This window comes from Staphylococcus sp. HMSC62D11, assembly GCF_001839145.1.
GTDB lineage: Bacteria > Bacillota > Bacilli > Staphylococcales > Staphylococcaceae > Staphylococcus > Staphylococcus lugdunensis.
Genome location: NZ_KV840177.1, coordinates 278390 through 302700 on the forward strand (window position 1 = coordinate 278390; position 24311 = coordinate 302700).

General features: G+C 33.2%; 23 protein-coding genes and 1 riboswitch. Of the genes, 10 read left to right on the forward strand and 13 right to left on the reverse strand.

Annotation, left to right across the window (positions count from 1 at the left end):
* Positions 1–20 precede the first annotated feature (20 nt).
* The 3 genes from HMPREF3267_RS02180 to HMPREF3267_RS02190 are packed head-to-tail and all read right to left on the reverse strand — an operon-like array spanning position 21 to position 2093.
* On the reverse strand, positions 21–1160 hold the full coding sequence (locus tag HMPREF3267_RS02180; RefSeq protein WP_062077618.1) for a toxic anion resistance protein: 1140 nt from the start codon (positions 1158–1160) through the stop codon (positions 21–23).
* Positions 1161–1184: 24 nt separating this feature from the next.
* Entirely contained in the window at positions 1185–1808 is a 624-nt protein-coding gene (locus tag HMPREF3267_RS02185; RefSeq protein WP_002478214.1) for a 5-bromo-4-chloroindolyl phosphate hydrolysis family protein, read from the reverse strand.
* A 15-nt stretch (positions 1809–1823) separates the two neighbouring features.
* Complete coding sequence (locus HMPREF3267_RS02190) at positions 1824–2093, reverse strand: acylphosphatase (protein WP_062077620.1); 270 nt, start codon at positions 2091–2093, stop codon at positions 1824–1826.
* 167 nt (positions 2094–2260) lie between these two features.
* Here HMPREF3267_RS02190 and msaA point away from each other — a divergent pair, with 167 nt between their 5' ends.
* The 3 genes from msaA (at position 2261) to HMPREF3267_RS02205 (ending at position 4203) form a co-directional block, all read left to right on the forward strand.
* Entirely contained in the window at positions 2261–2569 is a 309-nt protein-coding gene (gene msaA / locus HMPREF3267_RS02195; RefSeq protein ID WP_002459141.1) for a regulatory protein MsaA, read from the forward strand.
* Positions 2570–2773: 204 nt separating this feature from the next.
* Positions 2774–2974, forward strand: coding sequence for a cold shock protein CspA (gene cspA, locus HMPREF3267_RS02200; protein ID WP_002433901.1), 201 nt, complete (start codon positions 2774–2776; stop codon positions 2972–2974).
* Between the two features lie 422 nt (positions 2975–3396).
* Entirely contained in the window at positions 3397–4203 is an 807-nt protein-coding gene (locus tag HMPREF3267_RS02205) for a hypothetical protein (RefSeq protein ID WP_062077622.1), read from the forward strand.
* A 680-nt stretch (positions 4204–4883) separates the two neighbouring features.
* Here HMPREF3267_RS02205 and lysA read toward each other — a convergent pair.
* The 9 genes from lysA to HMPREF3267_RS02250 all read right to left on the reverse strand — a co-directional run bounded on the left by lysA (position 4884) and on the right by HMPREF3267_RS02250 (position 15677).
* Positions 4884–6149 carry a diaminopimelate decarboxylase gene (gene lysA / locus HMPREF3267_RS02210; protein ID WP_062077625.1) on the reverse strand — a complete coding sequence of 422 codons (1266 nt, stop codon included), beginning with the start codon at positions 6147–6149 and terminating at the stop codon, positions 4884–4886.
* Positions 6150–7226 (reverse strand): alanine racemase, encoded by a 1077-nt coding sequence (locus tag HMPREF3267_RS02215; RefSeq protein WP_062077627.1) that lies wholly within the window; start codon positions 7224–7226, stop codon positions 6150–6152.
* Between the two features lie 4 nt (positions 7227–7230).
* Positions 7231–8382, reverse strand: a complete 1152-nt coding sequence (locus HMPREF3267_RS02220) for an amidohydrolase (RefSeq protein WP_002459134.1) — start codon at positions 8380–8382, stop codon at positions 7231–7233.
* A 155-nt stretch (positions 8383–8537) separates the two neighbouring features.
* Entirely contained in the window at positions 8538–9257 is a 720-nt protein-coding gene (dapD, locus tag HMPREF3267_RS02225) for a 2,3,4,5-tetrahydropyridine-2,6-dicarboxylate N-acetyltransferase (protein WP_002478209.1), read from the reverse strand.
* Between the two features lie 20 nt (positions 9258–9277).
* The gene (gene dapB / locus HMPREF3267_RS02230) at positions 9278–10003 is read right to left on the reverse strand and encodes a 4-hydroxy-tetrahydrodipicolinate reductase (RefSeq protein WP_062077629.1); all 726 of its coding nucleotides are present in this window, start codon (positions 10001–10003) and stop codon (positions 9278–9280) included.
* A complete protein-coding gene (gene dapA / locus HMPREF3267_RS02235) occupies positions 10003–10887 on the reverse strand; it encodes a 4-hydroxy-tetrahydrodipicolinate synthase (protein WP_062077630.1) in 885 nt (294 codons plus the stop codon). Before dapA ends, dapB begins: the two co-directional genes overlap by 1 nt.
* A gap of 2 nt (positions 10888–10889) precedes the next feature.
* Positions 10890–11879: an aspartate-semialdehyde dehydrogenase gene (locus HMPREF3267_RS02240; RefSeq protein ID WP_062077631.1), complete on the reverse strand. Its 990-nt coding sequence runs from the start codon at positions 11877–11879 to the stop codon at positions 10890–10892.
* Between the two features lie 217 nt (positions 11880–12096).
* Positions 12097–13299, reverse strand: a complete 1203-nt coding sequence (locus HMPREF3267_RS02245; RefSeq protein WP_062077632.1) for an aspartate kinase — start codon at positions 13297–13299, stop codon at positions 12097–12099.
* An 85-nt stretch (positions 13300–13384) separates the two neighbouring features.
* Positions 13385–13560, reverse strand: a riboswitch (Lysine riboswitch).
* A 515-nt stretch (positions 13561–14075) separates the two neighbouring features.
* Positions 14076–15677: an ABC-F family ATP-binding cassette domain-containing protein gene (locus HMPREF3267_RS02250; protein WP_002459128.1), complete on the reverse strand. Its 1602-nt coding sequence runs from the start codon at positions 15675–15677 to the stop codon at positions 14076–14078.
* Positions 15678–15819: 142 nt separating this feature from the next.
* Between HMPREF3267_RS02250 and cvfB the strand changes: the two genes are divergently transcribed.
* The 6 genes from cvfB (at position 15820) to phoU (ending at position 21620) form a co-directional block, all read left to right on the forward strand.
* The gene (gene cvfB, locus HMPREF3267_RS02255; protein WP_002459127.1) at positions 15820–16716 is read left to right on the forward strand and encodes an RNA-binding virulence regulatory protein CvfB; all 897 of its coding nucleotides are present in this window, start codon (positions 15820–15822) and stop codon (positions 16714–16716) included.
* Between the two features lie 262 nt (positions 16717–16978).
* Positions 16979–17959 (forward strand): PstS family phosphate ABC transporter substrate-binding protein, encoded by a 981-nt coding sequence (locus tag HMPREF3267_RS02260; protein ID WP_002459126.1) that lies wholly within the window; start codon positions 16979–16981, stop codon positions 17957–17959.
* A gap of 187 nt (positions 17960–18146) precedes the next feature.
* Positions 18147–19073, forward strand: a complete 927-nt coding sequence (gene pstC, locus HMPREF3267_RS02265; protein WP_002478202.1) for a phosphate ABC transporter permease subunit PstC — start codon at positions 18147–18149, stop codon at positions 19071–19073.
* 1 nt (position 19074) lies between these two features.
* Complete coding sequence (gene pstA / locus HMPREF3267_RS02270) at positions 19075–19995, forward strand: phosphate ABC transporter permease PstA (RefSeq protein ID WP_002459124.1); 921 nt, start codon at positions 19075–19077, stop codon at positions 19993–19995.
* A gap of 69 nt (positions 19996–20064) precedes the next feature.
* Positions 20065–20964 carry a phosphate ABC transporter ATP-binding protein PstB gene (gene pstB / locus HMPREF3267_RS02275; RefSeq protein ID WP_002459123.1) on the forward strand — a complete coding sequence of 300 codons (900 nt, stop codon included), beginning with the start codon at positions 20065–20067 and terminating at the stop codon, positions 20962–20964.
* A 5-nt stretch (positions 20965–20969) separates the two neighbouring features.
* The gene (gene phoU, locus HMPREF3267_RS02280) at positions 20970–21620 is read left to right on the forward strand and encodes a phosphate signaling complex protein PhoU (protein ID WP_062077633.1); all 651 of its coding nucleotides are present in this window, start codon (positions 20970–20972) and stop codon (positions 21618–21620) included.
* A gap of 78 nt (positions 21621–21698) precedes the next feature.
* On the opposite strand, the gene pepF is transcribed toward phoU, so the two are convergent.
* Positions 21699–23507 carry an oligoendopeptidase F gene (gene pepF / locus HMPREF3267_RS02285; RefSeq protein WP_062077635.1) on the reverse strand — a complete coding sequence of 603 codons (1809 nt, stop codon included), beginning with the start codon at positions 23505–23507 and terminating at the stop codon, positions 21699–21701.
* 228 nt (positions 23508–23735) lie between these two features.
* On the opposite strand from pepF, the gene HMPREF3267_RS02290 reads away from it, so the two are divergent.
* Positions 23736–24110 (forward strand): hypothetical protein, encoded by a 375-nt coding sequence (locus HMPREF3267_RS02290; RefSeq protein ID WP_002459120.1) that lies wholly within the window; start codon positions 23736–23738, stop codon positions 24108–24110.
* The last annotated feature ends 201 nt before the right edge of the window (positions 24111–24311 follow it).

A 24311-nucleotide genomic window follows, 5' to 3' on the forward strand; every position in this document is an offset into this window, starting at 1 on the left:
TATTTAATATTCGGTTGAATTTATTTATTGTGTCGCATATTGTTTAAATGTGTCTTTAGTTCAGTTTCAAGTTGATTAAGTTCTTTTTCGGCTTGCTGACGTTTTTGTCGGCCTTGTTGTTGAATTTCAAGTGTTTGTTCTATCGTTTGAATAATATCACTTTGAGTTGCTTTAAGTGTGTCTATGCCTACAATACCACGTTCATTTTCGGTTGCTGTTTCAAGCGCATTTTGTTTTAACATTGATGCATTTTGTGTAAGTAGATCATTTGTAGTATCGGTAACGGCACGTTGTGATCTAACAGCGTGTCTTTGTCTTAATAGTGTCAGTGCAATAGCCATTTGGTTTTTCCAAAGGGGGATACTAGTTAAAATAGAACTTTGAATTTTCTCAGCTAAAGCTTGGTTAACATTTTGAATCATTCGAATTTGAGGTGCAGTTTGTAGTGCAATTTGACGTGAGAGTTGTAAATCATAAATTCTTTTGTCTAATCGGTCAACGAATTGTTCCATATCGGCGATATCTTGAATAGCCATTTGATTGTTATTTTGTTGTGTATGTTCGCGCATACGAGGCAATGTCTCTGTTTGTATTGCTTCTTTCTTTTGTTGAGCTGCTAAAATATATAATGAAATGTCATCAAAGTAATTTTTATTTAATTCATAAAGTTCGTCTAATAACGCAATATCACGTGATAAATGATCTTTGTGTTGATTCAATTGGATAGTAATACGGTCAATTTGTGAACTGACAGATTGCATTCTAGAAAACATTTCATTTATAGAAGCTTTTGTGCGTCTAAATAATCGTTTCAATTTAGATTGCTTCTCAGGACTCAAATCATCCGGGTTAACTGCTTTTAATTTCGACATTAATTGATTTAGAGTATCGCCTACAGGGCCAACATCTTTACTTTTTACTTCATCTAACATATGATGAGAAAATTGAGACATCTTTTGTTGTAAATTTGCACCAAAAGCTAGTAGACTTTCATTGTCTAATGGTTTAATCGTTTCACATATTTCTTCAATTCTACGAGTTTCTTCAGGTGTTAGCTTTTGGATTTGTGAGTTATTCTCTTTATTTTGAGAATGAGAAGTTTGACCATTGATATATTCGTCTAGAGGATGTGACTTAAAAGATTGTTTCTCATTGCTCATTTCGTTATTCACTCCAGTGCTAGTTTATAATCGCTTTCGTTGCTGTTCGATTTTATTTAGTTCTATCTCAGTATCTAGTCGTTCATAGTCTTCTTCATTTAGTCGCTTCAAATCGGCAATAAGTGTGCGTTTAATTTCATCCAATGTAATACGCGTTTGCTGTAGTTTTTGTTTTTCTGCTTTCGATTTTTTAGGCATTCGTGCTAAGTGAGTATAAGATTCCACAAGATTTAAAGCGTTGTCTATGTGTGAATAAAAAAAGCTTTCCACCTTAAAAAACATACGTGGTCGTTGTTTTACGCTAAAATGTATGGACTTTGCAATACGATAAATATCATTTATTTGTCTAAAATCTTGTATAGATCTAATATTGATAAAGGATTTTATAATACTTCGGATTTTTTTGTGAGAAATACTTAATTGCTGTCTGACAAAACGATAGTCTCTTCTTGATAAGCCAATATCAATTAAATATTTGCGAGAGGTAAGACGCTGTGTCGGTAGGTAGGAAACAAAAAACATCGATAACCCAATTAAAGCATCTAACAGAAAAGAAATATCTAATACGAAAATACTCACAATACATGATATTATCGCGATTGGCGTGCCCACTAGAACACCGAAAATTCGAGAAATAGTGTACCTCACGGTCATCTTCCTTTGTTAAATAGTTTTAAATTCTTTAAGTTGGTTATCAATTTCAAGTGTTTCGATTTCATAGTCATCAACATGTGATGCAGGTGATGCACCTGTTGTTACACTTGCAATAAACTGATTTAATTGTTCTTCATTCCCTTGAGCATATATATCTACATAATCTTCAATATTTTGTACTGTCCCAGTTATTTTTAATTTATGTGCAATTCTTTGCGTATAAAATCTAAAGCCCACGCCTTGTACGATGCCATAGACCTTAATATGTTTGCGTTGCATAACATCACCCCTTGTTTATATTATACGAACTTTTAAACTAAAAACCTAATAATTGCTACAGCTATCGCAAAGGGCATCCGTCAAAAGTATGAGTCGGAATGCTTGAATTTATAAACTAAAAAGCTAAAATATTGATTATAGGTATAGCATTCAGGGGGGAAACTTAAATGTGGACAGTGGCAAAAATAAGGGCTGATTATGAGGGCTGGTGGCTATTTAGTGACTGGACTGATAAAATTGTGAAACAAAGTTCATTTTCGACATACACTGAAATGCTTGATGCTTATAAAGCACTTATTAAACAAAGTAAAAAAGACTATGATAACTATGTTGTAGGTAAGTTTAATATACATGCTTTTTATAACAATTGTGATATGAATTATTGTGAAGATTGTGAAGAGGACTTACAAATATTTTATAGCTTTATTGTATTAAATAATAATGAGGTTTATTTAAATATGCCAAAATTTGAATAAACAATAGTTTTCTACATTTATATTGCATTTTGGCGTAATCTAACATATAATAACAACTAAGCAGTAGTTTTATTCCATATTGCAAAGAATATCTGAAGTTTTATACATAATTATTAATTAGTTATACATAATACATACATGTATTTTTTGTAATATGCGAATAACGCATATTGTATGAATTTTAGTCTTGGAGGTTTCACAGTTATGAAACAAGGTACAGTAAAATGGTTTAATGCTGAAAAAGGTTTTGGTTTTATCGAAGTTGAAGGAGAAAACGACGTATTCGTACACTTCTCAGCTATTAACCAAGATGGTTACAAATCATTAGAAGAAGGTCAATCAGTAGAATTTGAAGTAGTTGAAGGCGACCGCGGACCTCAAGCTGCAAACGTTGTTAAACTATAATAAATATATTGTAGATAATTGACTTCACCACACCTTACCAAGATGTAAGGTGTTTTTTTATTAGATTATGAAAACGAAAATTATGTGTTATAGATGCATGATAAAGACGCTTAAACTCATCAATATAAACAAATAGTTGCAAAATATGATAAGATTAAATTGCTTGCAAAAATGTATTATTCTTTTTCAAAAAGTATACAAATTTAATTGTTTTATAGAATTAGATTAAAACAAATTACATTGAATATACGTATTAAGAATAAAATAAATCACTATCACAAAATATGAGTGGCATTAAGAAAGAAATATTAACAAGAGTATGAAAGTCAAAGTATAGAATAAATAGGTAATATTTTGCTTGTAAATCTATTAGAATATAACGATTGTTATGTGAAAATTCAATAGTGAGGATGAGTGGAATAATGAGTATAGCTTGTGTTTTCATAATATGGCTATTTTTAACAATATTTTTAATTTTAGTAACAGGAAATGTTGTTATAAAAGGTGAAACATTTCCTTTAGAAAATTTATGGATTTTCATTGTACTTTGGATCATTTTGTTTTTTGTAATTATAGCTTTTTTACTATATAGAAGATATACACAAAAACAGTTTGCTAAAATTATAAAAGATGCAAAGAATAACGAATTTAAAATTTTTGCTAATGGAGAATATTTTTATCAAGCACCATTAATAACGATTGATAAACAATATATTCCAATATACGGCAATAAAAATATATACTATACAACGGATTTTAATAATGTAATTCAAAAGTGGATGAGTATAATTGGTTTTTTTCCTCTTTTTGGAATATTTTTAAAATCAGATAATCATATTTTAAAAATAAAACGAATAAAACTTTTGTCTTTACGTCCTCATTATAAAGTGTATCTGGATAAAACTAATATAGGGATTTTACAAAGACAAAAATTGATTACAGAAAAAGGAATGAAACAACAACTACCTTATACGTTTTATTCTAATAAGAACACAATGTATAAATTTATTAATCCTTATTTAAGTATGAACACTAAAATTGTAAAGGATGACAAAGTGATATTTGATGCTCACAGAAGTTTCTTCGATTTAAATAAGATTCAATATACAAAAAGTAGGGGTGAAAGACATACAATTCAAATAGATAACACTTCTGAATTAGATTATCCTGATGAAGTTTTTCTAGGGTTATATATACAAATTATGATAAATAAAAGAACTAATGATTAAATTTTATTTAAGTGATAATATAAATTTTCTAATCTAAATATAACAAACAAAGTTAGAAGAGAAGTTGGTTTTGTCTTAATATAAGAAAAATAATGAAAAAGGGACAGTATGAGACATAAATATCTCGGATTAAAGAGAAAATGGTAATTTCTAGCGAAATAAAGATAGAAATTACTATTTTCTTCGTTATTTTAGGGTGATATGATGTAGCACCACGATGATATTTGAATTCCTCGAATTTATTATCTGGGATTGTTTCGATAATGTTATTAACATATCGTGACATGTCATGTGTGGGGATAAGAACTGAAGTTTCCATTGGTAGCGTAAGTTAAGTCATGTTATATTCTTTATACATAAGGCACTTCGTTAATTTAGTTTAGTTGTGTTTATTAAATTATACGAAAGTGCCATATTTTGGCGAGACTCTTGAGAGAACAGGACAAACGGGACCCCAACAAAGAGAAATGCGAAAAGCATTTCGTCTGGCAAAGCAAGTTGGGGTGGCTAAAGCTGTCCCCTAAGAAAGCGAGCCAACAATGCGAAGTATTGAATAAAATGAGGCACTCATATGAAATTGAATTCAATTCATATGAGTGCTATTTTCTAAGATTTATGTCCCAGGCTCGCTATTTTCTAAGATCTTCCTATTATATTAAGCCGCTAGTGGGGTACTTTAATTATTTTGTATCATTAATAATAAGTTGTCGTAGTGATTGTCGTTTAATTACTTCTCTCGCTTTACCATCTTTTAAAAAGAAGACTGACGGTTTTTGCATTTGATTGTAATTCGATGACATTGAATAGTGATAAGCTCCAGTTGAGAGGATAGCCAAAATATCTCCGCGATGAACTGATGATGGTAATTTGGCATTTCTAATGATTATATCTCCGGATTCACATAGTTTTCCAGAGATTGTAACTGTTTCATCTGCGGATTCATGACGATTAACAAGTAATGCTTCATATTGTGCATCATAAAGTGCTGTTCGTATATGGTCACTCATACCACCATCAATTGATACATACTTGTTAACTCCAGGTATGTCTTTAATTGTACCTACTTCATAAAGTGTTATACCTGCTTCTCCAACAATTGAACGTCCTGGTTCAATACCAATCTCAGGAACTGAGTAGTTTAATTCTTTTGTTATATCTTTGATAGCAGTTGTGATTTCTGCAATGCCTTCTTCAATTGGAAAGCTTGTATCACCTTCGACATATTTAATGCCAAACCCACCGCCTAAATTTAGCAACTCGACTTGAATTTGTTGTTCAGATAACCAATTTAAGACAATTTTTGCTGTTTCAATCATGGCTTCTGTACCTTCAATTTGTGAGCCAACATGGAAATGAATACCTTTTAAATACAAATGCTTGGAAGCTTTAATTTTATTAATTGCTTCCAGTGCTAGACCATATTTAATTGATAATCCAAATTTACTATCTTCTTGACCTGTTTGAATAAACTCATGAGTATGTGCTTCAACACCAGGATTAACTCGTAATACAACATTTACCGTATCACTTGCATATTTATCAATTAATTCTATTTCTTCTAAAGCATCTACCACAAAATAGCCAATTCCATTTTCTAATCCATATTGAATCTCACGTTTTGTTTTATTATTACCGTGGAAGTGAATTTGTTGTGGATCAAAACCTGCTGATAGGGCGGTATATAACTCTCCTTCCGATACAACATCTAATTGTAAACCTTCTTCTTGAACAAGTTTGACCATTTGCAAACACGTAAAGGCTTTTGAAGCATATGAAATATTATATGTTAAACCACTTTGTTTAAAAGCGGAATGATAACGTCTCATTTGATGACGAATTTGATCTTCATCATATACGATGGTGGGGGTACCAAAGCTTAAAGCTAATGTTTTAAGACTAGTACCTCCCATAGTTAGTTCACCATAATCATTATATTTAACAGTCATTTATTTGTACTCCTTTATTAAAGAATCATGGTTCATTGCACTGAGCTGTTCTGAATTTGCTCCTACGCCTTTAAATGTAAATTCATCTATGCGTATATCATTATTATATAATACAACTTCGTCTCTTGCATGAACAAGCTCATCCACTTCAACAAACATATGACTCATCATTAGTGCACGAATCGGATAACGTTTTCCGTTGATGATTACATCATGTTGTGCTCTGGATTTTAAAATTCCATCACCATAGCCTATATCTACGACCGCAAGGCGGGTATGATGATTCTTACATTCATATGCAAAGCTGTACCCACAATAATCCCCTTTATTTACTTCTCTTACTTGAATCACATTTGCTTTAACGGTTAAAGCCTGTTTGATTTCAGAAGGTTTTAACGAACTATATGGGCGTGAACCATACAATGCAATACCAACTCGAGCATGTGTGTGATTGGAAAGTACTTGATGTTGCTCACGATAAAAGCTTGCACTATTTTGAGCATGAATCATGTCAAAAGTATAACCTTCTGCTAATAGTGTATTTAAAACCTTTAACCAAGCACGTTTTTCAGTATCGTATTCTGGCACATCAAACTCATCAGCATAACCAAAATGAGTCCATAAACCTGTGATATGCATTTTATGAGTTTGATTATTTTGCTCATGATCTTTTAATACTTCGCGTAGTTCGCTAAGATTTTTAAACCCTGAGCGATGTAATAAGTTTTCATATTCTAAATGCACATTAATGTCATACAAATTGGATTTATTAGCATAATAATATTGCAGTGATGGCAACGTCATGTGAATACGGTTATGACGCACAATATCGAAGTCATAAACAGCATTCATTAAAAAGATAGTAGCTTTAGGCGCAAGTTTTCTAATGCGAACGGCTTCTTTAAGAGAAGTCGTGCTAAAAGTATTTATACCTGCCTTTAAAAACATATTTACAGCATACTCTAATCCATAGTGATAGGCATTGTTTTTTACTACAGCCATAATAGGTTGGTTATTTTTAACAGTTACGACATTGTTGAAAAATATGTCTGAATTTACGGACCATGTTGCAGTCACTATGTTATGCCTCCCCGTATTGTTTTAATAAATTTTCATAGTAATCAGCTACATAAATTAATACACGCTCATCGAAATTTAAATGGGATGTGTGTAATCCAGTAATATAATTTTTGGCTTCGTTACGCGTTCCAACAAATGCAAAATAAGCTGGGGCAAGTTGTTGACCATAGAAACTAAAATCTTCTCCAAATAAAAAAGGTAAAGGTTTCTCAACAACTTCTAAGCCAGCATTGACAATGGCCTGTTCAACTGTGTTACGTAATTGTGGGCTATTCATCGTTGCAGGATAGCCTTCTTCAAATTTAACTTGACAATCAACGTTGAAAAGTAAGCTCACACTTTTAGCAATTTTTTGCATCTGTGTTTTAACGCTATTTAAATCATTTGCATCATAAGTACGAATTGTACCTTCTAAATAACCGTGGCTTGGCACTGTGTTAATAGCTTCTCCAGCTTCAAAGTGGCCCATATGGACAATATTTCGCTTCAAGCCATTAAGATGAAACTGTTGGATCATTCCCACTTGAGCAAGCACGTGTTGCAATGCTTCTCCACAAGAATGACCTTGCTCTTTATCGGCAACATGGCTAGATAATCCTTGCAGATAAAAACGGTATTCAGTTGCACTAGCAGTAATCTCATTATCACGAATAACGATTTGTCCTTCTTCTGCAAAAGGATTTACATGAACTCCAAAAATGGCTTCAATAGGGTAGTTATTAAATGCACCTGCTTTGATTAAACGATTGGCGCCGCCACCAGTTTCTTCAGCTGGTTGGAAAATAAATACGACATTATGTGGCAATAGTCCTTTATCCGCTTGGTCTTTACAACGTTTTACGAATAACATCAATGCAGTTGTGTGTCCATCATGACCACAGGCATGCATAACATTATCAACTTGACTACGATAATCGATATCATTTTCCTCAAAAATAGGCAAAGCATCAATATCTGCTCTAAAAGCTATAGTATGGTCACTGTTGCCTTCTAAATAAGCGATTGCGCCTGTTTCAAGGGGTCTTTCATAAGATACACCGATATCATCTAAAAACGCAGTAATATATTTGGTTGTTTCGAATTCATGTAAGCTAAGTTCTGGATGCTGATGTAAGTGACGTCTATGTGTTGTTACAAATTCTAATTCATTCATGCTATCATCCTCTTTTATCAATATAATACATACATCTATTGTAACTTAAATATTTGTAGTATACCGCTTGTAAAAAGTATAACTAAGGAGGTGAAATGATAAGCAATTGCAACATCTCAACCTCCGAAGTACTTTAATTTAATTGAACAAAGTAATTAATCATTTAGTTTTCTTAAAGCAGAGACAATTTCATGTTTTGAGTCTTCTACTTCAGATGTTTGTTTTATAACCTTTGCAGGTGTACCTGCAACGACGGCACCTGCTGGTACATCTTGAGTGACAATGGCACCTGCAGCTACAATGGCACCTTTACCAACGTGAACGCCTTCAAGAATAACAGCATTCGCACCGATTAAGACATTATCTTCAATTACCACTGGTTGCGCACTTGGTGGTTCAATAACGCCTGCTAATACTGAACCAGCACCCACATGCACATTTTTTCCAGTTGTTGCACGTCCGCCTAAAGTTGCATTCATATCAATCATTGTACCTTCACCAACGACTGCACCAATATTAATTGTGGCGCCCATCATAACGACAGCTCCATCTTCTATTGTGGCACCTTCACGAATAAAAGCACCAGGCTCAATACGCGCATTAGTATTTGTTAAATCTTTGAGCGGGATAGCTGAATTTCTTCGATCCATTTCAATTTCTAAATCAGTTAAACTAGATTGATATTGCTCATAGAAAGGCTTCCAATCATCTGCTTCACAGAAAATAATTTTAGAGTTATTTGATCCAAAGACTTTGAATGAATCAGGAAATGATATATTACTAAAATCCCCGTTGATATATATTTTTAGTGGTGTAGATTTTTTTGCATCACTAATGAATTGAATTATTTCTTGCGCTGATAAATGTTGAACCATAATTGATGTCTCTCCTTAAATTATAAATTGTCAAAAGTATAAAAACCATTTTTCTTATGAACGAGTTTCGTTGCAGCTCCTATGGCACCATTTGCAAAAATATCTTTTGATTGTGCTTTATGTGAAATTGTTATTGTTTCATCAGTGCCAGCAAACAAGATATCATGTTCTCCAACAATCGTTCCGCCACGTACTGCGTGGATACCAATTTCATCTTTAGTGCGTTTTTCATTACGTTCATGTCTATCGTAAACGGGTGTCACATTCTCACGTAATTCTTTAATTACGTCATAAAGTTTGACAAGTGTTCCACTCGGTGCGTCGACTTTTTTGTTATGATGTGCTTCTGTTAATTCGATGTCAAAATCTTGTAATAGGGGAACAGCTACTTCTAAAATTTTAGTTAATGCATGAACACCATAACTCATATTTGCACTGAAGAAAACTGGCATGCGTTTACTAAGTTGTTTAAGTTTAGCTGTAAGTTGCTCTTTTTCACCAGTTGTAGCAATGACTAATGGCAATTCAAAGTCTTCATCGAGCAATGGTAATAATAATTTGGGATTTGAAAAATCAATGGCTACATCTGCCTCATTTTGTGCATCCTTGATATGGTAAAAACGTGGGTAAGGTGTGCTTGGGCTATTTTCGCGATCAATGACACCAACGATTTGATGACCTTTTTCTTCAGCTAGTCGTGCAACACGTTGATTCATTGCGCCATAACCAATTAATAATATCTTCATTAAAGTTCACCTGCTTTAAATTGCTCGTAAGCGTTAATTAATACTTTAGTTTCTGCAGCTTCTAACGGTAGAAGTGGTAAACGTAGTTCATAATTACCAAAACCTAAATGACTTGTTAAAGCTTTAATAGGAATTGGATTTACATCACATGATAAAGTTGATAATAGTTTACTTATTGGTTCGAAACTTTTTGTAATATTTTCTCCTCTTTGTTTAGCATCATATAAAGCTTGAAATTCTTGAGGTATCACATTTGCAATGACTGAAATGACCCCATTGCCGCCTCGATTATAAAATTCAACGACGTTGTCATCATTACCACTATATAATGCAAACTCCGATTGGTTAATACGTTTTTTTACTTCTTCATAATATGCAAAGTCATTAGTGGCATCTTTGATAGCTATAATATAATCATTATGACTTAGCGTTTCGACTGTTTCTGGATTAATCGTCATATTAGTACGAGAAGGTACATTATAAAGTACTACAGGCAATTTAACCTCGTTTGCAATCGTTTCAAAATGCTTAATTAAGCCGCGTTGGTTTGTTTTATTATAATAAGGTGTGATTAACATGATTGCATCAGCGCCTAGTTCTTTTGCACGCAATGATGCCTGTATAGATTTTGCAGTATTATTTGTGCCAGTTCCAGCAATGATCGTTACACGATGATTGACTTGTTTAATAACGGCTTCGAGTACCTGTGCTTTTTCGTTGTCAGTTAGCGTAGGGCTTTCTGCAGTAGTACCGTTGACAATAATTGCTTTAACATTATTTTTAAGTAAAAAATCTACATGTCTTTCAAGTGCTTGATAGTCAACTTCATTATTAGTAAATGGGGTAGCTAGAGCTACACCAACACCTTCGAATAAATGTGCCATAATTATCTAGCTCCTTTTAATTTAATGACTTGCTCTAATACTTGAACGGCATTTAATGCGGCGCCTTTTAGTAAGTTATCAGAAGTACACCAAACATGGAATGTATTGTCTAGTGAGTCATCACGTCTAATACGTCCAACAAATACCTCATCTTTGCCCGTAGAATTAATGGCTAATGGATATTCATTATTGGCTGGATTATCTATGAGAACAACACGAGGATCTTTGTCAAATAAAGCTTTGATTTCTTCAGTTGTTGCTTCTTCAATAAGCGTAACATCGATTTCAACGCTATGACTATCTTGTACTGGTACGCGTGCACATGTTGCCGTTACACGTAAGTCTGGTTCGTTTAATATTTTACGTGTTTCATCAATCATTTTTTGTTCTTCTTTAGTATAGCCATCTTCTAAAAAGATATCGATGTGAGGTAGAACATTATTATAAATAGGGTGAGGATATGCTTCTGGTGCTTTACCATTTGCACCTTCAGCTAAATCTCTTTTTCCTTTAATACCAGAACCTGAAACGGCTTGATATGTTGTATATGCAACACGTTTTAAACCAAATTTTTCTTGCAAAACTCTTAGTGGAACTACTGATTGAATAGTTGAGCAGTTTGGATTGGCAATAATGCCGCGTTTAAAATGGGGTTCATTTACTTCTGGAACGACTAAGTCTATATCTTTATTCATACGCCATTGGCTTGAGTTATCAATTACAATTGCACCTGCTTGTTCGAAAATAGGAGCAAATTGTTTACTTGTACCACCACCAGCACTCATTAAGACATAGTCAAAATGTTCACTTGCTGCTGCTTCTGTTAATTCTTGTACTATATATATTTGATCTTGGAAATCAATTTTCTTGCCAGCTGAGCGCGCTGAAGAAAAAAGCACTAATTCATCAAAAGGAATGCCTTTTCTATCTAAAGTTTCTAACATTTTTGTTCCAACTAATCCTGTTGCTCCAACTACTGCTAATCTTGTCATAAGTCTGTCACTCCATTATTCATTCTATTTGAAATTTTGAAAATCTTTAAAATGTATCTATGGGATTGGGACAGAATTCAATATGAATTTGTAGTCCCGCCCCGGAAAGATTGACTAAGATTGAAAAAAAGCTTTGTATCAGCGTATTTTCAATCCAGTCAATACTACCAATATAGGGCTCAGAGCCTAAAATATAGCTATGTCCCAGAAACATATTCTATATTTCAAATGCATCATACAATGTTTGTACGGCTCGGTCACCATTCTGTGCATCAATGACATAAGAAATGCTAATTTCAGAAGTGGTTGTCTGGTAAAAAGGGATTTTGGCATTTATCAATGTGATAAATGCTTTAGAAGCTACGCCTGACATATCGCGCATGCCTGAACCAATTAGTGAAATTTTGACATATGTTTCATTAATCTTATAATCTAATGCACTAAAAGATACGGATAGATTTTCTAATATATCTGAGATTTGATGAATATCACTATCTTTGATAGAAAATGATAATTGTAATCCTTCAAGATTGACAATTTGAGATATCATATCTACATTAATTGCGCCTTTATCTAAAGCGGTAAATAGTTGTGTAAGCAAACGGTCATCAGATAAAGGATAGCTAATTGTGATATGCATCATGTGTTTATCTAAAGTTACACCAGTGACAGCTTTTTTCTCTAATATTTCACTATTGGGCATAATCCATGTTCCTTTCACATTTGATAAAGTACGACCTAAATAGATAGGAATATCATAATTTTTGGCTAACTCAACACTTCGAGTCTCTAATACGCCTGCGCCTAATGCACTCATTTCCATCATCTCTTCATAAGAGACGACATCTAATCTCTTAGCTCGACTCAAAATACGAGGGTCTGTTGCATAAACACCATCGACATCTGTGTAGATTTCACATGGGGTTGCATTACTAGCGGCAAGTGCAACGGCTGTAGTATCTGAACCCCCACGACCAAGCGTGGTTAATTCATAGTTATCATTTATACCTTGGAAACCTGCCACAACAATAACATCATACGTCTCAAATGCTTGATCAAATACTGCAGGATTGATTTCAGCAATTTTGCTTTTCAAATGATGACCTATTGTTTTAATGCCAGCTTGATAACCTGTCATTGAACGGGAAGCAACACCTATATCATTGAGAACCATTGATAAATAAGAAACAGTTTGTTGTTCTCCGGTAGTTAACAGTAGGGCAAGTTCTTGATCTCTAGGTGTTGTTGTTAATGATTGTACTTTTTCCATTAACAGGTCCGTTGTTTTACCCATAGCACTTACTACTACAATTAATTGTTCACCTTCATCGACACGACGCTTAAGCATCGCTGCGATATTTTTTATTTTTGTAAAATCAGCGACTGATGAACCGCCAAATTTTAAAACGCGTCGTTTCAAATTGTTAAACCTCCAATATTAAAGGAGACACATGCTACTAAAAAAGAGCAAGTTCGGAATGCGCGAACTTGCTCGGGATTTTTATAACAAGTGATGCACTCCATTATTAAAAAATAATGACAAACTTTTGGCTTTTAACCATAAAGTCCAATAAAGCGAACCTGCTAGTTGCATTATTTCGGCATCGCACCCTTTCAGAAATAGCTGTTAGCAGACAGTACTCTATTTCTTACTAATGATTGATGCGCCTCATCAAAATCTTATTCAATTGATATGTTTTTCATTATACATGGTGGGTTAGCATCTGTAAACTAAGAATTTAGATTTTTAAAAATTTACTGACAATTAAAGGTTTCATAATGCTGTAATTGACTAATTAATCATAGTTAATGTAAAAAGTAATATCGCTGCTATGCATTTTTAAAAATAATAAACAGGTTTATTTAAATATAAGTTTAGACATCACGCTCTCTGACAAGTGAAAGGAAGCGCGACAGTATTCATTTTGAATTTGTATTTCTTACCGGCATGTATGACTAAAATCGAAAAAAAGCTTGATATAAGCATATTTTTCTATTCAGTCGACTGCTGCCAATGCCAATATATACTTTAGAGCCTAAAACATAATTACGTCTTAGGCTCTGAATGATTTTTATAATAAATGACATTAAGATTAAATACAGTTCTTTTAAGTGCGAAGCATGATGAAGACATACTTGAGAGAACAGGGCAAACTATATTTAATGTACCTGTTTGTTTAGAAATCGATGGGGAGATTATGAGAGAACGCCAGTTTCTTTTAGATATTCTTCATATGGTAATTCTTTTGATAATCCACCAGCTTGATTTAAATCAATGACACGGTTGGCAATGGTATTGATGAATTCAAAATCATATGACGTAAAGATAATTGAACCTTTAAATGACTTCAAACCATCGTTTACAGCAGTGATACTTTCTAAGTCAAGATGATTTGTAGGTTCATCGAGTAACAGAACATTGGCACTTGAAAGCATCATTTTACTTAACATACAACGGACTTTTTCTCCACCTGAAAGAACGCTGGCTTTTTTCTTAACTTCTTCACCACTGAATAGCATGCGGCCTAAGAAACCACGTAAAAATGTTTCTGTTTGCTCATCTTCAGGTGCATATTGACGCAACCAATCAACTAAATTCATATTCACACCCTCAAAGAACTCTGAGTTATCTTTAGGGAAATAACTTAATGATGTCGTAACTCCCCACTTAACAGTACCTTCATCTGGTTCCATTTCTCCTGCAAGGATTTTTAATAATGTTGTTTTGGCAATTTCACTGTCACCAATTAGAATTGCTTTATCATTAGGATTCATAGTAAAAGAAATGTTATCTAAGACTTTTTCACCATCGATTGTTTTAGAGATATTTTCAACTGCTAACAAATCGTTACCAATTTCACGCTCTGGTGTAAATTTCACAAAAGGATAACGTCTTGAAGATGGTTGAATATCATCTAATTCAATTTTTTCCAACTGTTTCTTTCGACTTGTAGCTTGTTTAGATTTAGAAGCATTAGCAGAGAATCGTGCGATGAAATCTTGTAACTCTTTCATTTTCTCTTCTTTTTTCTTATTTTGTTCCTGAGCCATCTTTTGTGCTAATTGACTTGATTGATACCAGAAATCATAGTTCCCAACATATAATTTAATTTTTCCAAAATCTAAATCAGCAATATGGGTACAAACGTTATTTAAAAAGTGGCGATCATGAGACACAACAATAACAGTATTATCAAAGTTAATTAAAAAGTCTTCCAACCAGCTAATTGCTGGAATATCTAGACCATTGGTAGGTTCGTCAAGTAGTAATACATCAGGGTCGCCAAATAAACTTTGTGCTAATAAGACTTTTACTTTTTGATTATTTTCCAATTCAGCCATTTTTTTGTCGTGTAAATCAGTAGAAATACCTAATCCTGATAGTAAAGAAGCAGCATCTGCTTCAGCATTCCAACCATTCATCTCAGCAAATTCACCTTCAAGTTCGGCAGCGCGAATACCGTCTTCATCGCTAAAATCTGGTTTCATATATATGGCATCTTTTTCTTTCATTACTTCGAATAAACGTTCATGTCCTTTAATAACAACATCAAGTACACGTTCATCTTCATAGGCAAAGTGATCTTGTTTTAATACGGCGAGACGTTCGTTTTTGCCTAAGACAACGTGACCAGTTTGTGAGTCTAATTCACCTGATAAAATTTTCAAAAACGTTGACTTACCAGCGCCATTAGCACCAATAAGACCATAACAATTACCTTCAGTGAATTTAATATTAACATCTTCAAATAGTTTACGATCACCAAAACGTAAACTAACATCAGTAACTTGTAACATTCATTTGCTCCTTTTTTACGTTTTTCTAACGGATGAATTATATCATATAATATCTTGACTTTCGACTGAATAATTGTTGTTATGGTAGAAAACATTAGACATGTTATAATAAATAGGAATACATTACTCGAAGGAGAACAATATGGCATTAGATAAAGATATAGTAGGTTCAATTGAATTTCTAAAAGTCGAAGGCAAACAAGGTTCTACTTATTTGTTAAAAGGCCCGAATGGTGAACAAGTTAAATTGAATCAATCTGAAATAAGTGATGATGATGAGTTAGAAATAGGAGAGGAATATAGTTTCTTTATATATCCCAATAGATCTGGGGATTTATTTGCAACGCAAAACATGCCTGATATAACAAAAGATAAATATGATTTTGCTAAAGTATTAAAAACGGACCGTGATGGTGCGCATGTAGACATCGGTTTACCTAGAGAAGTGCTAGTGCCTTGGGAAGATTTACCAAAAGTTAAAGATATATGGCCCGTAGCAGGGGATTATTTACTCGTTACTTTGCGTATCGATCGTGACAATCACATGTTTGCTCGTCTCGCTAGTGAAACAATTGTCGAAAAAATGTACACGCCAGTGCAAGATGATGATATGTTAAATGAAATTATAGAAGCAAGACCATATCGTTTATTAAGAGTAGGTAGTTTCTTACTATCTAAAGAGGGATACAAAATATTTGTACATGAGTCTGAACGCAAATCAGAGCCGCGTCTAGGAGAAAAAGTTAATGTACGCGTCATTGGTCATAACGACAAAGGAGAGCTTAATGCGTCATTCTTACCACTTGCACATGAACGCTTAGATGATGATGGACAAATCATTTTTGATTTATTAGTTGAATATAATGGTGAACTTCCTTTTTGGGATAAATCAAGTCCAGAAGCCATTAAAGAAGTTTTTAATATGAGTAAAGGTTCTTTTAAACGAGCTATTGGTCATTTATACAAACAAAAAATCATTAATATTGAAACGGGAAAAATTTCTTTGACGAAAAAAGGCTGGAGCCGTGTTGAGGATTAAATTTAGCCACATAGATTATAACTAAATACAGTATTTAAAAATGGTAGTAGGCAATAAGTTGAACTTATATTTGTCTAGCTACCATTTTCTTTTTAAATACAAACTTCATTAAAACAGATTATATAAGCTTGATTTATCAGCAGTTTTAAACTTAACAAAACATTTACATTCACTCTATTTTAATTTAACAAAGGGTCTGTAGTATTAGAAGTGTAAGAAATACATATAACATTTGGGTTATTTATATTAGGAGGATATATTAATGAAAAAGTGGCAATTAGTTGGTACTACTGTATTGGGCGCTTCGGTTTTATTAGGAGCTTGTGGCGGAAATGGCTCAGGTAATGGTAAAGATGTTAGCGGAGAAGTTAAAGGTGACGGATCATCCACAGTAGGTCCTATCGTTGAAAAACTAAACGAAAAATTTGCTAAAGATTATCCTGATGTAACAGTATCATCTGGTACTTCTGGTACTGGCGGTGGCTTCGAAAAATTCATCGCTGGAGAAACAGATTTCTCAAATGCTTCAAGACCGATTAAAGATGAAGAAAAGAAAAAATTAGAAGACAAAAATATCAAATATAAAGAATACAAAATTGCTCAAGACGGCGTAACAGTAACGGTAAACAAAGATAACGATTTTGTTGATTCTTTATCAAAAGATCAATTGAAAAAAATCTACTCTGGAGAAGCTAAAACTTGGAAAGATGTAAATTCAAGTTGGCCAAATAAAAAAATCAAAGCATTTTCACCAGACCAATCACATGGTACTTATGATTTCTTCAGTGAAGAAGTAATGGATAAAGGTGATATTAAAGCTGAGAAAAATGCAGATACGAATGTTATCGTTCAATCTGTAGAGAAAAATAAAGAAGGTATTGGTTACTTTGGCTATAACTTCTATCAACAAAATAAAGATAAATTGAAAGAAGTAAAAATTAAAGACGATAAAGGCAAAGATACAAAACCAACTAAAAAAACAATACAAGATAATTCATACGCTTTAAGTAGACCATTATTCATCTATGCAAAAGAAAAATCATTAGAAGAAAATAAAGGCTTCCAAGAATTTATGAAATTCGTTCTTAAAGATGAAGGTAAATCTGCAGAAGATGCAGGTTATGTAGCATTGCCAAAAGATGATTACAAAAAAGAACAAAAGCAATTAGATAAATTCATCGACAAAAATGGCAAAAAAGATGATAAAAAAGATAAAGATAAAAAAGACAAGAAAGATAAATAATAAATAAATCAATAGAACTGGGTTGGGAATAAAATAAGTGATAGAAACGTAATGAAATACGTATACTCACTTATGTAGGTTGAACATGAGTTAATTGACGCGTGCATCACTGATTAACTCAGAGTTAAACCGAATCTATTCCCAATCCACTTTTTTAATAATTGGGAGAAAACGGAGTGTGTATGGTATGGCTTCAAATACAAATGTTAGGGAATTGATTGCCAAGAATAACGCAAAAAAGGGCGGTAAAAGCGATAAAATCGTACCTATGATTCTAGCTGTTATTTCATTTATATCTATATTAGTTACGATTGGCATATTAGTTACATTATTAACAGAAACAATTACATTTTTCACTAGGGTATCCATTACTGAATTTCTTTTCACTACAGAATGGGCACCATTTTCATCTAGTCCTAAATATGGCATTTGGGCTTTAGTTATAGGGACGTTAAAAATTACGCTTATCGCAGCAATATTTGCAGTACCTATTGGATTGGGTGCAGCCATTTATTTAAGTGAATACGCAAGTGATAGAACGCGACGTATTATTAAGCCAATATTAGAAATTTTAGCTGGGATTCCGACAATCGTTTTTGGTTTCTTCGCATTAACATTCATTACACCAATTTTAAGATCTATTTTTCCAGAATTAGGAAGCTTTAATTCAATTAGTCCAGGATTGGTTGTTGGTGTGATGATTATACCGTTAATTACGAGTATGAGTGAAGATGCAATGTCGTCTGTTCCGAATAAAATTCGAGAAGGTGCACTGGGGCTTGGAGCTACTAAGTTTGAAGTAGCGACGAAAGTAGTGTTACCAGCAGCTATTTCAGGTGTATTGGCTTCAATCGTTTTGGCGATTTCAAGAGCTATTGGTGAAACAATGATTGTCTCACTAGCGGCGGGTAGTACACCAACTGCTTCCTTAGATTTAACAGGTTCCATTCAAACAATGACAGGTTATATAGTTCAAGTTGCGACTGGGGATGCAACATATGGCTCAGATGTTTATTACAGTATTTATGCTGTTGGATTTACATTATTTATATTTACGTTACTAATGAACCTGCTTTCTCAATGGATTTCTAAGCGCTTTAGAGAGGAGTATTAATATGTCATCATCAACAAATATACACAAAAAAGCTTTAGTAGATCAGTCTAAAGTTGAAAAAAATATTAGTACACGCATGACTAAAAATAAAATCAATAAATTTTTATTTTTAGCATGTACGTTGATTGGGTTGCTTTTTTTAGCAGCATTACTTATTGATACCTTAATTAAAGGTGTGGGTCATCTAACGCCTTCATTCTTTACTAATTTTTCATCATCAACACCCTCTCAAGCGGGTATAAAAGGGGCTCTGGTTGGTACATTATGGCTCATGTTAACCATCATACCATTTTCAATTATTTTAGGAGTAGGAACAGCAATTTATCTAGAGGAGTATGCTAAGAAAAATCCATTTACAGATTTTATTAAAGTTTGTATTTCTAATTTAGCTGGTGTACCTTCTGTAGTTTTCGGATTACTTGGATTGACAATCTTTGTTAGAGGTATGAATATTCAAGCCTTATCATTAGGTAATTCAATTTTAGCTGGTGCATTAACCATGACGTTATTAATTTTACCTGTCATTATTGTTGCAGCTCAAGAGGCAATAAGAGCAGTGCCGTCATCAGTTAGAGAAGCATCTTATGGTTTAGGTGCAAACAAGTGGCAAACAATCCGAAAAGTAGTGTTGCCAGCAGCACTACCAGGAATTTTAACCGGCTTTATTCTAGCATTATCTCGTGCTTTAGGTGAGACTGCGCCATTAATTTTAATAGGTATTCCTACAATACTATTGCGTTTACCTAATTCTGTCATGGATCAATTCCAGGCGTTACCAATGGCGATATATAACTGGGCTAAATTACCGCAAGCAGAATTTCAAAATGTTGCTTCAGCAGGAATTATAGTACTTTTAGTTATCTTATTATTAATGAACGGTTTAGCTATTTATTTCCGTAATAAATTTAGTAAAAAGTTCTAATCATGTTGGGTGTTCACGTGAACTAGGGATTTGTTTTTATAGTAATTAGAGAGTGAAGGAGTTTTCAAAATGACAAACAATTTAACTAAAGATAAAGAAAACATAGAACAAGCAGTAGAAAAAAATAATCAACAAACAACCAAAGCACAAAATGATTCAACAATAATAACAACAGAGCATTCAAAAAAAGAAGACCATCTTTCAGATAGTGATAGAAAAGTAGTCTATTCAACACAAAATTTAGATTTGTGGTATGGAGATAATCATGCGTTACAAAATATTAACTTAGACATTTTAGAAAACAACGTTACAGCAATTATTGGACCATCTGGTTGTGGAAAATCGACTTACATTAAAGCGCTCAATCGCATGGTAGAATTAGTACCTTCCGTTAAGACAGCAGGAAAAATATTATATCGTGATAAAAATATTTTTGATGAGAAGTATTCAAAAGAGAAACTACGTACAAATGTTGGTATGGTCTTCCAGCAACCTAATCCATTCCCTAAATCAATTTATGATAATATTACTTATGGCCCGAAAACGCATGGTATTAAAGATAAAAAAATATTAGACGAAATTGTTGAAAAATCGTTACGTGGAGCAGCAATTTGGGATGAATTGAAAGATCGTTTACACATGAACGCATATGGTTTATCTGGCGGTCAACAACAACGTGTTTGTATAGCGAGATGTTTGGCAATTGAACCAGATGTTATTTTAATGGACGAGCCAACTTCAGCCTTAGATCCGATTTCAACGTTAAAAGTCGAGGAACTTGTACAAGAGCTTAAAAAAGATTATTCAATCATTATGGTGACACATAATATGCAACAAGCCGCACGTGTTTCGGATAAAACGGCCTTTTTCTTAAATGGCTATGTTAATGAATATGATGATACGGACAAAATATTCTCTAATCCTTCTGATAAGCAGACGGAAGATTATATTTCTGGACGTTTTGGTTAAAAAATATGACAATTATTCGTCAAAATTATCAAGAACAACTCGATGAATTATTAAAAGATATTCGTCGCATGGGCTTGTATACGTACTTCAATATAAATAATGCAATTGTGTCATTAAGTGAAAAAGACAAAAATTTTGCGCGTCAAGTCATTAATAAAGATAAAGATATTAATAAATTAGATTGTGAAATAAATGAAAAAGTTATTTTACTTATTATGAAACAACAGCCTATTGCTAGCGACTTAAGAATGATGATGGCAGCTTTAAAAATTGCTACTGATTTTGAAAGAATGGGTGATAATGTTGCAAGTATCGCTAATATTCGTTTAAGAGTTAAAATAACGGATGATTACGTGCTTACACGCCTTAAAACAATGGGGAAACTTGCGATGCTTATGCTGCAAGATTTAAATACGGCCGCAAAAAATGAAGATATAACATTAATTCGTGAAATTATTGATCGTGATCAAGATATAGATGATTTATATGCTAATATCGTCAATACAACATATTTAATAGATAATGATCCATTTGTGGCTGGGCAAGCACATTTAGCAGCACGTAACTTAGAACGTGTGGGGGACCATGTAACTAATATTGCTGAAAGTGTATATTATTATTTGACGGGAGAACATTTTGATAGCTTTAAACGTTAATATAACAATCAAATGAATGATCACAATAAAAAATAACCACGATGCCTTATTTAAGTTAGGCTTCGTGGTTATTAGTTTTTACTGCTGCTCAATGATATTAGTTAAAGCTTCGACTTCATTCACCAGTTTTGAAATATAGGCTATTGTAGATTTTAATGCAGCTTCTGTTGTAATATCAACGCCAGCCATTTTAGCTAGTTCAACTGGAGATTTACTGCCACCTGCGCGCAAAGTATTCAACCAAGCATTAACTGCAGGTTGCCCTTCGTTTTTAATTTTTTGAGCTACCACAGTACCAATAGTTAATCCTGCTGAATAAGTATAGGAGTATAGACCCATATAGTAGTGTGGCTGTCTCATCCAAGTTAATTCTGCACCATTGGTTAACTCGATAGCATCACCAAAGAATTGTTCGTAGACATTACGAGTAATATGATTTAATAATGGTGCAGTCAAGGATTCACCTTGATCAACAAGTTTATACACTTCACGTTGATAAGCCGCTTCAAGTAGATGTGTAACCATATTATGATAATATGTGCGTGATAAAATTGAGCCAATCACCCAGCGTTTAAATTTAGGATCATCACTATGTTCAAATAAATAGTTAGACATGAGCATTTCATTCATAGTTGAAGGTGCTTCGACAAAATACATTGAGGCCTCTGAATCTAAGAAGTGTTGGTTTTGTTGAGCAAGGTTGAAATGACCTGCATGTCCAAGTTCATGAGCTAGGACAAATGTTTCAGTCATTTTTCCAGTCCAAGATATAAAAACATATGAATGTGATAAATAAGGACTTGCACAATAAGCACCTGTTTCTTTACCTTTATTTTGGGCAAAATCAATCCATCGTCTTGCATAGGCTTGTTCAACCATGTCCATATATTCTTCACCTAGGACGCTTAAGGCACCTCTAATATATGTTTTAGATTCTTCTATTGATATTTCAGGTTCATAGCTTGGATCAACAGAAATTTTCAAATCTTCAAAACGCATTTTTTCTAAGCCATGAATACGTTTTAATAGACGCGCATATTTTTGCATCACGGGTGCTAAATCACTCATGATAACGTCAATTTGGCGATGATACATATCTCTGCTGACTTCCTGATCATGTAATAAAAAATCAATAACAGAGTCATAACCTCTTAAAGTAGCTTCGATTTTTTCTTGTTGTACTTGCATGTTATATGTTGCTGCTGTTGTATGTTGATATTGACGTAAAGCATCACTAAAGTGTTTAAAACTTTGCTGTCTAAAGTTAGGATCAGGGTGGTCTTCATATTCATTTTCAAAAGTAGCATAATCTAGAGGGTAGGTTATACCATCATGTTCAAATGGATGAAAGTGAACATCTAACATTTTTGTAGTGCCGTATAGATCATATGCACTTGAAAACAAAGGCGAAAGTGTCGCAAGTGTCTCTTCAACAGCAGGGGATAATTGATAAGATTTTCTTTGAATCAATTTCTCTATATAGTGTGGGTAAGGAACATTGGCTTGAATTGTTCGTATTTGATTATCTGACAAAGCAAGGAGTTCTGATTCAACGAAAGAAAGCTGACTCGCTATCAAACCCATTGATGTTGAAAATTTCGCGTTTACCTTTTGACCTTCTTCATCTGTAGTATCAACGCTAAGTCTTAGTTCAACATAGTTTGCTAATCGATCTATCGTAATTAAAATATTTTCATATTCATCTAATGCTTTAAGTGTAAGTTGTGTATTTGTAAGTTGAGATTTAAAAGATTGCTGGAAATGTTTTGCACGTTTAGTTGTTTCAGCTAAAGTGTTATAAAAATCATCATCACTTTTAAATAAATCTTGCAAATCCCATGTTTCATTAGTAGGGACATCTTTTCTTAATGGTAATCCTATAGGCATTAATATCACTCCTATGTATTTGTATGTATCATTTATTATACATGAATTTATCAATTTCTTCAGAACCGTTAATAAATAAAAAAGTACATGAAAAGATAGGGGAGTGTACACTTAATTGTAATCGTAAGGCTAAAATTGTGTGATTTCAGTGATAAAGCGATGGTATAATGAATAAAATTTATGATATAGTTATACATAATGTAGATTAAAAGATTAAGGAGTATAATAATGAGTATCTTTGATATGCCTAATTATTTGTGGATAACTATTATAGCGATGGTTATTCTAACAGTTATTTGTACTTTAATACTGCATAAATGGTTTTTTGCTTCAATTGTAACGTTTGTTGTACTTGCAATTCTGGCATTTTTTATACCTAATTTTTATTCTATTTCATACCAACCATTGCTAGGTTATGCTGCATTCTTAGCGATTATGAGTTTAATCTTGAGTTTCTTATTATGGTATAGCACAAGAAATTGGAGACGTGAACGTAAGAAAAAACAATTAGAAAAAGAAATACGTCAAGAATATGCAAATAAACATGAGCAACAACCATTCGATAACAATAATGAAGAAATATTACGTCGAAAAAAGCGTTAACATAAAAAACACATATAGCACAAAGGTGATTTGACTGACATAAATCATCTTTGTGCTTCTTTTTTATTCAATACTATATTTATTAGTTCAATAGATTAGAGGACAGCTTCAGCCGGTAGTCTTCAACCATAAGAGAAGGTAGGTTTGTCAATAACACTTAATGTAACAATCAAAACCACCCGTGTGAACGGGTGGTTTGTT